Annotated in this window: 13 protein-coding genes; 3 read left to right on the top strand and 10 right to left on the bottom strand. The window is 47.3% G+C overall.

Translation table 11 applies throughout. The features are described from left to right. Nucleotides 1-106: 106 nt before the first annotated feature. The 3 genes from K7R11_RS03565 to K7R11_RS03555 are packed head-to-tail and all read left to right on the top strand — an operon-like array spanning nucleotide 107 to nucleotide 3,730. Nucleotides 107-583: a GNAT family N-acetyltransferase gene (locus K7R11_RS03565; protein ID WP_224488704.1), complete on the top strand. Its 477-nt coding sequence runs from the start codon at nucleotides 107-109 to the stop codon at nucleotides 581-583. A gap of 3 nt (nucleotides 584-586) precedes the next feature. After that, a complete protein-coding gene (locus K7R11_RS03560) occupies nucleotides 587-1,837 on the top strand; it encodes an aspartate kinase (RefSeq protein WP_224488702.1) in 1,251 nt (416 codons plus the stop codon). A 54-nt stretch (nucleotides 1,838-1,891) separates the two neighbouring features. After that, complete coding sequence (locus K7R11_RS03555; RefSeq protein ID WP_224488700.1) at nucleotides 1,892-3,730, top strand: GNAT family N-acyltransferase; 1,839 nt, start codon at nucleotides 1,892-1,894, stop codon at nucleotides 3,728-3,730. Nucleotides 3,731-3,742: 12 nt separating this feature from the next. On the opposite strand, the gene K7R11_RS03550 is transcribed toward K7R11_RS03555, so the two are convergent. The 10 genes from K7R11_RS03550 to serS form a co-directional block, all read right to left on the bottom strand. Next, nucleotides 3,743-4,066, bottom strand: a complete 324-nt coding sequence (locus K7R11_RS03550) for an ArsR/SmtB family transcription factor (RefSeq protein ID WP_224488698.1) — start codon at nucleotides 4,064-4,066, stop codon at nucleotides 3,743-3,745. A gap of 39 nt (nucleotides 4,067-4,105) precedes the next feature. Next, a complete protein-coding gene (locus K7R11_RS03545; protein ID WP_224488696.1) occupies nucleotides 4,106-4,480 on the bottom strand; it encodes a TM2 domain-containing protein in 375 nt (124 codons plus the stop codon). Nucleotides 4,481-4,536: 56 nt separating this feature from the next. Next, entirely contained in the window at nucleotides 4,537-4,917 is a 381-nt protein-coding gene (locus tag K7R11_RS03540) for a VOC family protein (RefSeq protein WP_224488694.1), read from the bottom strand. Then, the gene (locus K7R11_RS03535; RefSeq protein WP_224488693.1) at nucleotides 4,914-5,369 is read right to left on the bottom strand and encodes a DUF1801 domain-containing protein; all 456 of its coding nucleotides are present in this window, start codon (nucleotides 5,367-5,369) and stop codon (nucleotides 4,914-4,916) included. Before K7R11_RS03535 ends, K7R11_RS03540 begins: the two co-directional genes overlap by 4 nt. Nucleotides 5,370-5,391: 22 nt before the next feature. Further along, complete coding sequence (locus K7R11_RS03530; protein WP_224488692.1) at nucleotides 5,392-6,333, bottom strand: 2-hydroxyacid dehydrogenase; 942 nt, start codon at nucleotides 6,331-6,333, stop codon at nucleotides 5,392-5,394. 102 nt (nucleotides 6,334-6,435) lie between these two features. Beyond that, nucleotides 6,436-7,794 carry a magnesium transporter gene (gene mgtE / locus K7R11_RS03525; RefSeq protein WP_224488690.1) on the bottom strand — a complete coding sequence of 453 codons (1,359 nt, stop codon included), beginning with the start codon at nucleotides 7,792-7,794 and terminating at the stop codon, nucleotides 6,436-6,438. Nucleotides 7,795-7,879: 85 nt separating this feature from the next. Continuing rightward, nucleotides 7,880-8,725 carry a 16S rRNA (adenine(1518)-N(6)/adenine(1519)-N(6))-dimethyltransferase RsmA gene (gene rsmA / locus K7R11_RS03520; RefSeq protein WP_224488689.1) on the bottom strand — a complete coding sequence of 282 codons (846 nt, stop codon included), beginning with the start codon at nucleotides 8,723-8,725 and terminating at the stop codon, nucleotides 7,880-7,882. A 1-nt stretch (nucleotide 8,726) separates the two neighbouring features. After that, nucleotides 8,727-9,038 (bottom strand): DUF4286 family protein, encoded by a 312-nt coding sequence (locus tag K7R11_RS03515; RefSeq protein WP_224488688.1) that lies wholly within the window; start codon nucleotides 9,036-9,038, stop codon nucleotides 8,727-8,729. Nucleotides 9,039-9,068: 30 nt separating this feature from the next. After that, nucleotides 9,069-10,859 carry a tetratricopeptide repeat protein gene (locus tag K7R11_RS03510; RefSeq protein WP_224488687.1) on the bottom strand — a complete coding sequence of 597 codons (1,791 nt, stop codon included), beginning with the start codon at nucleotides 10,857-10,859 and terminating at the stop codon, nucleotides 9,069-9,071. A 118-nt stretch (nucleotides 10,860-10,977) separates the two neighbouring features. Further along, nucleotides 10,978-12,249 (bottom strand): serine--tRNA ligase, encoded by a 1,272-nt coding sequence (gene serS, locus K7R11_RS03505; RefSeq protein WP_224488686.1) that lies wholly within the window; start codon nucleotides 12,247-12,249, stop codon nucleotides 10,978-10,980. Nucleotides 12,250-12,305 lie beyond the last annotated feature (56 nt).

The following is a 12,305-nucleotide window of genomic DNA, read 5'->3' as shown; positions in this document are numbered from 1 at the left end:
GTCTTGTGTTTTGGGTCACAAATATCGGTATTTTTGTGAAACTACAACGTTTTCGTAAAACTTCATTTTTTTGCAATTATAACTTAATGTTATATTTGTAACAGTTATGGAATACACAATTCGCGATGCGCGCCCGGAAGACATGGGCCAGGTTTTAGAACTCATTCAGGAATTAGCCACCTTTGAAAAGGAACCCGAGGCTGTAGAGATCTCCAGGGAAGACCTGGAAAGAGACGGATTCGGGGAGCAACCCTTATTTCACTGTTTTGTGGCAGAGACCGGAAATACCCTGGCCGGGATGGCCCTGGTGTATCCGCGGTACTCCACCTGGAAAGGAAAAACCATTCACCTGGAAGACCTGATCGTACGGGAACCTCTGAGAGGCACCGGCCTTGGCAGCGCCTTATTTTCCAGGGTTATCGCCTACGGCCATGAACAAGGGGTTAAGCGTATCGAATGGGCCGTACTGGACTGGAACGAAGGCGCCATACGGTTTTATGAGCGCAATGGCGCACAGGTCTTACGCGATTGGGATACCGTACAACTGGATGAAGATGGTATTAGAAATTATTTATCAATTTAACACATGAGGATTTTTAAGTTCGGAGGGGCTTCTGTAAAAGATGCCGATGGGGTAAGAAACGTTGTAAAGGTTTTACAAACCACGGGATACGAGAACACGCTTCTGGTGATCTCGGCCATGGGCAAAACCACCAATGCCATGGAGGTGGTGGTAAAAAATTATTTTGATAACCGCGATGCCGTCCCGGCAGCCATTCAGGATGTTGCCGACTATCATCTCGGCATCATGGAAGAGTTATTTGAGAATAAAAATCATCCCGTATATGACCGCTTTCAGGAACTTATCGGCGAACTGAAAGGATTCCTGGCCTGGAACAAATCGCCAAAGAAAAGCTTCGTGTACGACCAGGTAGTAGGATATGGCGAACTCATCTCCACTGCCATTGTAAGTGCATATTTTCACGATCAGGGTATTGTTAACACCTGGTTGGATGTACGTAATTATATCAAGACCAACAACGAATATCGCGACGCCAAGGTAGACTGGGACCACACCCAGCAACGGATCCAGACCGGGATCAATACCAAAATCCTGAACATCACCCAGGGATTTTTGGGAAGCGACGAAAACAATTTCACCACCACCCTGGGCAGGGAAGGATCCGATTATACGGCTGCAATTTTTGCTTACTGCCTTAACGCCGATTCTGTAACCATCTGGAAAGATGTTCCCGGAGTGCTCAATGCGGACCCGAGGCATTTTAGCGAGACCCGTCTGTTAAATACCATTTCCTACCGGGAAGCTATCGAGCTGGCCTTCTACGGTGCCTCGGTAATACACCCCAAGACGCTGCAGCCCTTGCAACGCAAGGAGATTCCGCTTCACGTGCGTTCGTTTCTCCAACCCGAAGTTCCGGGAACCATGGTTTCCAAAGGAAAAGGTATTGAACCGAAGGTTCCGTGTTTCATTATCAAGAAAGACCAGGTACTCATGAAATTGTCATCACTTGACTTTTCCTTTATTGTGGAAGACAATATCAGCGAGATCTTCCGCCTTTTTCACGATTACCGGATGAAAGTGGATCTGATCCAGAACTCGGCGATTAGTTTTTCAGTTTGTGTCGACAATAAATTTGACAAATTAGAAGACCTTCTGCAAACCTTGCGATCGAAGTTCAAAGTATCGCATCACGAAAATGTAACCCTTTATACGATAAGACATTTCAATGAAGAATCCATAAAATCCCTTCAAAACGAAAACAGGATTTTACTGGAGCAGCGTACCCAGGAAACGGTTCAACTGGTAGTACAATAAACCCTTGAAAACTTAGTTTTTCTATATTTGTACATACTGTTAAACTGCCAACACATGGGATTAGTTACCGCAAAGGAAGTTGCTCAGGTCATCAACGCAGACAAATACGGACCCCTGGGTACCTTTATGGGATGGATGCTTATGAAGGTTCTTAAGATCGAAACGCTGAACGAGATCTATCTGAAGCACCGGGACAAGGAGGATATCGACTTCCTTAAAGCGATCCTCGATGAGTTTGAGATCAAGTTTGAAATTCCGGAAGAGGACCTGAAGCGGTTACCAAAGGACGGTGCCTATATCACCATTTCCAATCACCCCCTTGGGGGCATAGACGGGATTTTGCTGTTAAAACTTTTACTGGAACAGCGTCCGGATTACAAGATCATCGCCAATTTTCTCCTGCACCGTATAGAACCTTTGGCTCCATACATCATGCCGGTGAATCCTTTTGAAACCCATAAGGATGCCAAGAGCAGTCTGGCGGGGTTCAAACAAAGTCTCCGGCATCTGCACGATGGCCACCCCCTGGGGATCTTTCCTGCCGGAGAGGTGTCTACTTACCGCGATGGCAAACTTATTGTTGACCGTCCCTGGGAAGATGCCGCCATGAAACTTATCAAAAAGGCCGAAGTACCGGTAGTGCCCATTTATTTTCACGCAAAGAACAGCAAGTTGTTCTACCGGCTGTCTAAACTTAACGACACCCTCAGGACCGCCAAGCTTCCCTCGGAGCTCCTTACCCAGCGAAACCGGGTCATTAAGGTTCGTATAGGGCGCCCCATTTCGGTGGCGGCTCAAAAGGAACACGAAAATCTCAATGAGTTCACCGATTTCCTGAGAAGAAAGACCTATATGCTTTCTAACGCCTATGAGAAAGAAAGCCTGTTTAACAAGGTGCCAACTTCCTTTAAAATTCCCCGCTCTCCCAAGGAGATCGAAACCCCGGTAAAAAAGGAGCTCATGGCTGCCGAAGTTACCGAACTGCGCAATACGGACCACCGATTGCTCCAAAGCAAAAACTACGAGGTTTTTCTTGCCACGGCAGATAAGATGCCCAATATCATGAGAGAGATCGGCAGGTTACGGGAAATAACCTTCAGGGCCGTTGGGGAAGGCACGAACAAATCCATAGACCTGGATCAATACGACAACTACTACCACCATCTTTTCCTATGGGATAACGAGGAGGAAGTGCTGGTTGGGGCCTACAGGATGGGATTAGGAAAGCATATCTATGAGAATTACGGGATAGACGGATTTTACCTGTGTGAGCTTTTCCGCTTCGAACCGGAACTCCACAAGATGATGAGCGAATCCATTGAGATGGGCCGCGCCTTCATCATCAGCGAATACCAGCAGAAACCCATGCCGCTGTTCCTGCTTTGGAAAGGGATCGTGCACACCACGATCAGGCATCCGGAGCACAAATACCTGATTGGCGGGGTCAGTATAAGCAACCAGTTCTCCAACTTCTCCAAGTCGCTGATGATCGAGTTTATGAGATCACATTACTGGGATCCGTATGTAGCGAATTTTGTAAGTCCGAAAAAAAAGTTCAAAGTTCAGTTAAAAGACGCAGACAAGGAGTTCATTTTTGATGAAACGGAAGCCGACCTCAACAAGTTCGACAAACTCATAGATGAAGTTGAGCCGGGGGAACTGAGGCTACCTGTACTGATCAAAAAATACATCAAACAAAATGCGAAATGTGTGGCCTTTAACGTGGATCCGCTGTTTAATAACTCTGTAGACGGCCTCATGTACATTCGCATCGCCGATCTACCGGAAAGCACTGTAAAGCCAGTAATGGAAGAGTTCCAGGCAGAACTGGAACGTAAATTCATGAACAACGGTATGCCCGAGAACCCGGAGCAAGAGGAGCAGGAAAATTAAGATGCTAAAAATTCAATAACAGTTCTGATGCGTGGTGTTGAAGAATTGGTTCAACACCTGCTTTACCTCGTAAAGCTTGTCGATATTGATACGGTAGTACATCTTTTTTCCATAGGCCTTGCCTTCGATGATACCGGTTTTCTTCAACTCCGATAAGTGTTGTGAAATGGTAGACTGAGCGAGATCGATCTCTTCCACCATATCGGTACAGATGGAATTTGGCTGGGTGGAAATATATTGCAGGATGGCTATTCTTGCCGGATGGCCAAAGGCCTTAAAGATCTCTGCCAGTTGATTTTGCTCAAGTGTATGAGCCATGCGTTTGGTATATCCCATAATAGCAGGTTTAGGTAGTTAACAACACGGACACCCCGCTCAGAACCAGGGTTTATGCCCTACGACATAGGTATTATAAAAATCGATATCACTCTTGGTCAAATAGATCACGCCTTCAATTAACCCCACTACGGCTACCAGGTAGGCCGCCACCCCGCAGGTAAAGGGCCCCAGCAGCAAACTCACCCCCAGCATCACCAGACCTTCGCGGGTATACCCCAATACGAACTTATGTACTCCGAAAGCGCCAAGAAAAAGGGCGAGAACACCAGCAAGCAACCGTTTATTTTCTCCGTCTGCAAAGGTTTCCTCTGCACCTTTACGAAATTCCCTTGCGGTTTCCCGGGCCTCCCTTCCGGCCTCTTCAAAAATCCTTTTAGCCTTATCTCCAAGATCTTCTTCCTGTTCAGACATGTATATGCTCTAAATTATTGACCTTTACTAATTTAGTAAAAATTCCTGCTAACCGATTAAAAATCGTTCAGCGGTTGCCATAACTCTATCTTATTCCCTTCCGGATCAATGATCCAGGCAAATTTCCCGTAATCATAGGTTTCCGGTCCACCGGCGAGTTGTACACCCTCGCTTTCCAGGACAGGCAATAAGGCCTCCAGGTCCTCCACTCTGAAATTGATCATCCAGGAGCCTGAAGCGGGTTTAAAATAGTCGGTGTCTTCGCCAAATACGCCTAGTTGCGTCATAGGCGCCGGCAGCTGGTCGTCCTGCCATTTGAACCCCCACCCGTATTCATCCGTAGCTATCCCCAGATGCTTTTTATACCAGGCGAGCAATGCGGCAGGATCTTTTGCTTTAAAAAAAATGCCCCCAATACCTGTTACCCTTCTTTTCATCTTTTTACATTTTTCTCATATACTGCGATCCACTGTTCAGGGGTTACCTTCCCAAAAAGTTTCGCCAATAACGCATAGGGGATGTCGTCCATTTTTTTGAACCGGACACAACTTTTCCCCATATCCAGGGCATAACGGCAATGGCCGGGATATTCTTTCACAAACCAGTCATGAAGCGATTTATCGGCATAGATCCCGCTGTGATAAACGGCGATGAAATTCTTTTGCGAGGCCAGGTTCAGGAATGGCAACGGAAGTTCGGGGTCGCAGTGATACCCGGGTGGATAGAGTTCATGGGGAACCACATAGCCAATCATGCCGTAGCTCATGGTTTCTTCGAACCCTTCAGGCAGGTGATCTGCGGCAAGTTTTCTAAGGTTGCGGATCACTTCCCTTCGATCTGCGGGTAAGGCTGCCTCATAGTCATCGGGGGTATTGGCCTGGTATTTCATCCTGAACGGTTTTTACGTAAGTCTATTTTAAAAATGCAGCCTCGATCTTATCGACAATGGTTTGTGCTAACTTCTGTTTGCTTTCGGCCGTCCATCCGGCAATATGCGGAGTAAGCAATACATTATCGGCATGCAGGAGGTAGTCAAAGGCTTCCGGCACCTCCCCACCGTCAAAGAGCTGTTCGAAGGAGGCTTTCTCATATTCCAGCACATCCAGGGCTGCTCCAAGTACCTTGCCGGTTTTCAGGGCCTCAACCAGGTCGGCTGTAACCACGCTCTTCCCCCTGGCTGTATTGATAAACCAAAAAGGGTTGGCAAAAGATTCGATAAAATCCCGGTTAACGAGACCAAGGGTTTGCGGGGTCTGGGGTGTATGCAGGCTCACCACTTCAGCATTTCGCTGAAACTCCAGGATACCCACCTGTCGCGCGTTCTCATCTCCCACTCCACCTTCAATGTCGTAACAGATCACTTCCACATCCATTCCCCTGAGTTTTCTGGCAAAGGCCTTTCCCATATTTCCATAACCATACAGGCCAACAACCTTCCCTTCCAGTTCAAAGCCACGGTTCTCCTCCCGGAGCCAGGTGCCTTTGGACACTTCCCGATGGGCTTTTGCGAAATTATTCATCAGTGCAAGCAACATGCCCAGGGCATGTTCTCCAACGGCATTGCGGTTGCCTTCCGGGGCATTAATGAGAGTTACACCCAGTTGCCTGGCATACTCGATATCTATATTCTCCAGGCCCGCTCCGACCCTGCCAATAAATTTTAATTGGGTAGCCGCATCGAGAAAGGCACGGTCCACAGGGAACCTGCTGCGTATGATCAATCCGTCATATTGAGAGATCTTCTTCATGACCTCCGCCTTGCCAGAGGTATAATCCTCTTCATTTATAAATCCCATGTCTTCCAGCTGCTCCTTAAGCAGTGGATGGTTGGTGTCTACGTGAAGTATTTTCATCTATTAAAAGCTATTCCAGAATTAAAAGAAGATCAGGTAAGGTTATGCTTTGGAAAGGGACTGCTATCTCAAAGTTACAAATTATGACAAGAAAGGTGGGGATTAAAATCCGAGAATGACCTTGGCGATATAAAAAAACAGGAAGATCCCGAAAATATCATTACTGGTGGTAATGAAGGGTCCTGTAGCGATCGCAGGATCCACACCGCGCTTATCCAGGATAATAGGCACGAAGGTACCGATCAGGGCCGCCACCACGATAACTGCCATCATAGACAAGGCTATGGTTGCACTAACGGCGAGGGGTTGATTGATCACAAAACCAAAAGCTATCACCAGCAGAGCCAGGGCACCACCGTTAATAAGACTTAATCCGACCTCTTTAAGAAGGCGATCCAGCAAACTTCCTTTTACCACATCATTGGCAAGACCCTGTACGATGATCGCAGATGACTGCACTCCCACATTCCCAGCCATAGCCGCTATAAGTGGTGTATAAAAGAAGAGGCTTCTGTATTCCGGGTTCGCCATAACATCCTCGAAACCTTCAAGGATAAACACAGATCCGAGTCCGCCCAGCAAACCTAAAACCAGCCATGGTAATCGCGCTTTGGTGAGTTGCCATACACTGTCGTCGGCCTCCACCTCCTGGGTAATACCTGCCGCCAGCTGGTAATCCTTATCGGCCTCTTCCTTGATCACATCCACAATATCATCAATGGTAATGCGACCTACCAGTCTTCCGATCTCATCGATCACCGGCACGGCCTCCAGGTCGTATTTAGACATCATCCGGGCTACGTCTTCTGCCCGGTCGCCTACCCTTACATAATCTACTTTTGGAATATAGATCTCACTGATCTGGGTTTTGGTGGAGGTGGTTAACAGGTCTTTTAAAGACAAGCGTCCCTTTAGTTTTTCCTCGTCATCCACCACATAAATAGAATGCACCCGGGTCACATTTTCTGCCTGTCTGCGCATCTCTTTAACACAGGTAAGTACATTCCAGTTTTCATTGACCTTTACCAGCTCTTTAGCCATCAGTCCCCCTGCAGAATCCTCATCATAGCGCAACAGCTCGACAATATCCTTTGCATGCTGAGGGTCTTCGATCTGGCTGATGATCTCCCGCACCCGTTCTTCAGGCAGCTCGGCAATGATATCGGCAGCGTCATCGGTATCCAGTTCCCCTATCTCTTCCGCAATCTCCTTGGCAGAAAGCCGGGTAAGGATCTGTTCCCTTTTATACTCATCAAGTTCGGTAAGAATATCTGAGGTGCGCTCGCTATCAAGGAGCTTGATAATATAGGTACCTTCATCCAGGTTCAGGTCGTCTATAATCTCAGCAATATCCGCATAGTGGAAGTCCTCCATCAGGTCCAGCAAAGACTGGTCGCTTCTGGACTCTATTAAGGTCTTGATATTTTCCAGTAACTCTTCGCTTAGCTTGAAAGGAGTCATGGCAGAGTGCTTTTTATCTGGCCGCTTGGCACTGGCAGTCCGGAAAGGAAAGGACGGAATCCCAGGGCTATTCCGGTTGCAAGGGTTATTGTTCAGTTTCCAGCATCCGAACCAGTTCAATAAAGGCAGAAACACTTAATTGCTCCGGACGCCGACCAAAGATAGCATCTTCTTTTAAATTATCGGGCACCCCTAAACTTTTTAAACTGTTGCGGAGGGTTTTCCTTCGCTGCTGGAAGGCCATTTTAACCACCTGGAAGAAGCGCTGCTCATTACACGGCAATTTGTAATTTTCACGTCTGCGCAAGCGAAGCACTCCCGAATCCACCTTGGGCGGCGGATTAAAAACTCCGGGGGGTACCGTAAACAGGTATTCTGCTTCATAAAAGGCCTGGGTTAATACCGATAGTATACCATAGGTCTTACTCCCCTCCTTCTCACAGATACGCTGGGCAACCTCCTTCTGAAACATACCGGTAAACTCCGGTACCTGGTCTCTTAATTCCAGGGCCTTGAACACGATCTGAGAAGAGATATTGTAGGGATAGTTCCCGGTTATGGCAAATGGTTGATCCCCGAAAAGGGCATGGATGTCATATTTCAGAAAATCGGCCTCCAGAACGGTAAAGCCCTCCTTTCTTCCGGGGAGGTACTGACTTGTAAAGGGACCATTGAGGTAGGCTATCGAATCAGAATCCAGGTCCATGGCATACACATCAACAGGTTTTTCCAGGAGGTATTTGGTAAGCACCCCCATTCCAGGACCAATTTCCAGGACCTGGTCGTAACCTTCCAGGCTCAGGGTATCTGCGATCTTTCGGGCTATATTCTCATCTTTCAGAAAATGCTGTCCGAGGTGTTTCTTTGGCCTTACTTTACCGCCCTCTTTAACAGGTTTACTGTATTTGCCCGGAGTTCTCCCTTTTTTCATATTAATGTTCGCTTATGATCTCCAGTTCGGTTCTGAAAGCGACGAACTTATCCGGGAATTTTTTCAAGGCATCCGAACGAAGCCGTTCGGCATCTTCGCGATAATAGCGCTCCAGGGTATTTTTATTCTCGGTGTAATACTGCACCGAATAGGTGATACCCCCCATTTCCTCTTCCACCATTACCCGTACCATGCGCGCTCCCGAAAACTTCCCGGTTGCGATCATATCCGGGATATGCTGCTCCAGCATCCATTGCACCCATTCCCGGTGAACGGTTTCCTCAATATTTATCGTAACATTATAGATCAACATAAAATCCGCGTTTTGATTAGAGAAATTGCATTAATTAACAGGATCTCCCCGGAGTTCCCTGAATTTTTTCCGGGCCTCCGGAAAATAAATGCTGTCCTGGTGGTCAAAGATAAGGCGTTCCAGCAAGGGTTTCGCCTTTTCCGGTTCATTTAATTCGCCGAGATAGAGCTCGGAAAGCCTGTACAAGGCGTCATCCATAAAAATGTCCTGCGGAAAGAATTCGATCACTTTCAGGTAATTGAGTTCTGCCCGTTCATAATCCCCGAGTTTTTCAAATAACCCTGCCTGCATCATCAGTGCTTCATCTTCAATAGCTTCTCCTTTATGGTTCTTCAGGATATCGTCTATGGTTGCTATGGCAGCCTCATCCTGCTCCTGGTACGCCAACAGGTGAGCCCTGGCATAGGTCTTCAATGCCGTTTGAAGGGAGTCCTGGACAGAGTTATCCGAAATGATCAACTTGAGCTGCAAGGCATCGTTCGCTATAAGCTGGGAAGTAGACGATTTTAAAACCTTTAACTGGGATTCTGCCCAGTCAAAATCGCCTTTGTAAAAACTGGTTCGCGCCACCTTAAACCTGGCCATCTGACCGGTAACGTCATTTTTAAGTTCCTTTTGCACCTGGGAGTAATAGATAAGAGCCTGGTTGAACAATTCCTGATAGACCAGAATATCGGCCAGTTCCATCTTTACCGTGGCCAGGCTGTAGCGGTCCATGGGCAGTTCCATAAGCGCCTTCAGATCGGCAACAGCCTCCTCAGGCAGGCCGGCGTGAAAAGCCATGAAATTAGCCCTTAGCACCTGCAGCCCCACCGTGGTCTGGTCCCTGCCATATTCATCCAAAAGGTTGTCAAAAGCAGTAAGCAGGGTTTCTTCCTGTCCCTCTTCCATTTCTGCTACGGCAATCTTCATCAGATAATAATCGGCCTGACCCCGGTAAGAAGGGTCTCCTGAATTTTTAACGATGAACTCAAAAGCCTCCCCCGCTACCCCGTTCTCACCGTCAGAATAAGCGATCAATCCCAGGTCTCTGATACCATCCAGATGCGGCTCCTCCGATCTCTTGTATATCGCCTTTTCCTGGCTCAGGGCATTACTGTATTGTTTCTGCTGAATAAACAGCCAGCTTAAAAGTTCGTTCCATACGATGTTCGGGTCCGATTGCACCCGCTGCAAAAGCACTTTGCGCAGCACCTCATTGCCCTGACTGCTTCCATCCTCGAAAAGGAATCTCCCGATATTTCTTTTAATATTTTCCTTCAGATTGGTACGTTCCAGGATCAGGTCCAGATAGGTATTGTACATCTGTTCCAGATCGCCCTGTTCCCCGTAGATATAGGCCAGGTCGTAGTTAAAATTAAGTTTGGGATTCAATTCCATTCCCTTCTTAAAGGCCTTTACCGCCTCCTCCAGCAATTGTTTCGACCGGAATCCCTGCCCTACCATATAGGCGTAAGACGGATTTAATTCAATGGAAGCCATAGCAAGATCGTACTGCTCCTTTGCCAGGGCCTCTTCTCCCATCAGGCTGTAATTATAACCCAGTTCGATATGCACAGCAGGAGGTATTCTGGGCCTGGACAACTGGTCTTTGAGCAAAACCTCAGCCTTTTCCGTCTGTTCCAGCTGCTGGTAGCACTTTACCAATGCACCCAGGTAATTCATATTGTAGGGATTGGATTCAAAGAGCTTTTCGTAATAAAACAGCGCCTTCTCATATTCACCCTTATCCATATACACCTTGGCCATGGCATCTTCGGCCTGACAGTATCCGGAAAGGGAAAGAAGCAGCATAAAAAATATCAGGAAGGTTCTTTTCATACGTTCGTGCTTACTCAAAGATAGCGCACATGATTTTAAATTCCTGTTAAGATAAAAAGATAAAGCCCAAAAACGCGGTGTTTTTGGGCTTTATGCAGGGATATATTATTTCATGACATCAGGAAATGATATCAAAACCTGTATAGGGTCTCAGGACCTCAGGAACCACAATACCCTCGGAGGTCTGGTAGTTTTCAAGAATCCCGGCAAGCACTCTTGGCAGGGCCAGGGAACTGCCGTTCAGGGTATGAGCAAGGCTCTTTTTTCCCTGGGCATCCCTGAAGCGAAGCTTCATACGGTTCGCCTGGAAGGTTTCAAAATTAGAAACCGAACTGATCTCCAGCCAGCGTTCCTGGGCGGTGGAATACACTTCGAAATCGTAGGTGAGGGCCGACGAAAATGTCAGGTCCCCTCCGCATAAGCGCAGGATCCTGTATGGTAATTTCAATTCTCTGAGAATTCCTTTAATGTGATCTACCATCCCTTCAAGGGCTTCATAAGACCTTTCGGGATGCTCGATGCGCACGATCTCAACTTTATCGAACTGATGCAACCTGTTCAGTCCGCGCACATGGGCCCCATAACTACCGGCTTCTCTTCTGAAGCAGGGCGTATAGGCTGTTGCCAGCAGGGGCAGATCGCCCTCATTGAGCAATTCGTCCCTGTAAAAGTTGGTGACAGGCACCTCGGCGGTTGGGATCAGGTAAAGATCATCCTGGCCGATATAGTACATCTGTCCTTCCTTATCCGGAAGGGAGCCTGTACCGATCCCGGAAGCCTCATTGACCAGATGCGGAACCTGGTATTCGGTATAGCCGGCCTCTGTATTTTTGTCCAGGAAATAAGCGATCAGCGCTCTTTGCAGGCGGGCTCCTTTACCTTTGTAAACAGGAAATCCCGCTCCTGTGATCTTGGCGCCAAGGTCAAAATCGATGATGTCGTATTTTTTGGCCAGCTCCCAGTGTGGTAATGCCCCATCCTGAAGACTTGGAACTTCACCCTCTTCAAAGATCACCTCATTATCTTCATCAGAATTTCCTTCAGGAACAGAATCGTGAGGTATATTAGGCAGGGTATAGAGAAGCTCTGTTAATTGCGCTGCCACCGAATTGAGCTTTTCGGTCAGTTCCTTAGACTCCTCTTTAAGACCGGCCGTTTTTTTCTTGATCTCATTGGCCTCCTGGGCTTTTCCGCTTTTGAATAGCATCCCTATCTCCTTGGACAATTTATTGGACTCTGCCAGGATCGCATCCAGGGTGGTCTGGGTAGCTCTGCGTTCTTCATCCAATTGCAATACCTGCTCAATCTGACCGGAAACTTCAAGATTTCTCTTTGCCAGTTTTTGAATTACCTCTTCCTTGTGGTCTCTGATAAATTGTACCTGAAGCATATTTAATAGGGATTTAAATTAACAAGGCCCAAATGGGCCTGATTCCGCAACAAATT

Source organism: Robertkochia flava, from assembly GCF_020166515.1.
Lineage (GTDB): Bacteria > Bacteroidota > Bacteroidia > Flavobacteriales > Flavobacteriaceae > Robertkochia > Robertkochia flava.
Note: the sequence above shows the minus strand (reverse complement) of the source record. Positions and strands in the feature narration are given on the sequence as shown.

Coding starts and splice junctions, on each gene's coding strand:
- K7R11_RS03550 (WP_224488698.1), bottom strand. CDS start 4,066: ATGGGATATACCAAACGCATGGCTCATACACTTGAGCAAAATCAACTG.
- K7R11_RS03515 (WP_224488688.1), bottom strand. CDS start 9,038: ATGTTGATCTATAATGTTACGATAAATATTGAGGAAACCGTTCACCGG.
- K7R11_RS03535 (WP_224488693.1), bottom strand. CDS start 5,369: ATGAAATACCAGGCCAATACCCCCGATGACTATGAGGCAGCCTTACCC.
- K7R11_RS03510 (WP_224488687.1), bottom strand. CDS start 10,859: ATGAAAAGAACCTTCCTGATATTTTTTATGCTGCTTCTTTCCCTTTCC.
- K7R11_RS03545 (WP_224488696.1), bottom strand. CDS start 4,480: ATGTCTGAACAGGAAGAAGATCTTGGAGATAAGGCTAAAAGGATTTTT.
- K7R11_RS03555 (WP_224488700.1), top strand. CDS start 1,892: ATGGGATTAGTTACCGCAAAGGAAGTTGCTCAGGTCATCAACGCAGAC.
- K7R11_RS03560 (WP_224488702.1), top strand. CDS start 587: ATGAGGATTTTTAAGTTCGGAGGGGCTTCTGTAAAAGATGCCGATGGG.
- K7R11_RS03540 (WP_224488694.1), bottom strand. CDS start 4,917: ATGAAAAGAAGGGTAACAGGTATTGGGGGCATTTTTTTTAAAGCAAAA.
- mgtE (WP_224488690.1), bottom strand. CDS start 7,794: ATGACTCCTTTCAAGCTAAGCGAAGAGTTACTGGAAAATATCAAGACC.
- rsmA (WP_224488689.1), bottom strand. CDS start 8,725: ATGAAAAAAGGGAGAACTCCGGGCAAATACAGTAAACCTGTTAAAGAG.
- K7R11_RS03565 (WP_224488704.1), top strand. CDS start 107: ATGGAATACACAATTCGCGATGCGCGCCCGGAAGACATGGGCCAGGTT.
- K7R11_RS03530 (WP_224488692.1), bottom strand. CDS start 6,333: ATGAAAATACTTCACGTAGACACCAACCATCCACTGCTTAAGGAGCAG.
- serS (WP_224488686.1), bottom strand. CDS start 12,249: ATGCTTCAGGTACAATTTATCAGAGACCACAAGGAAGAGGTAATTCAA.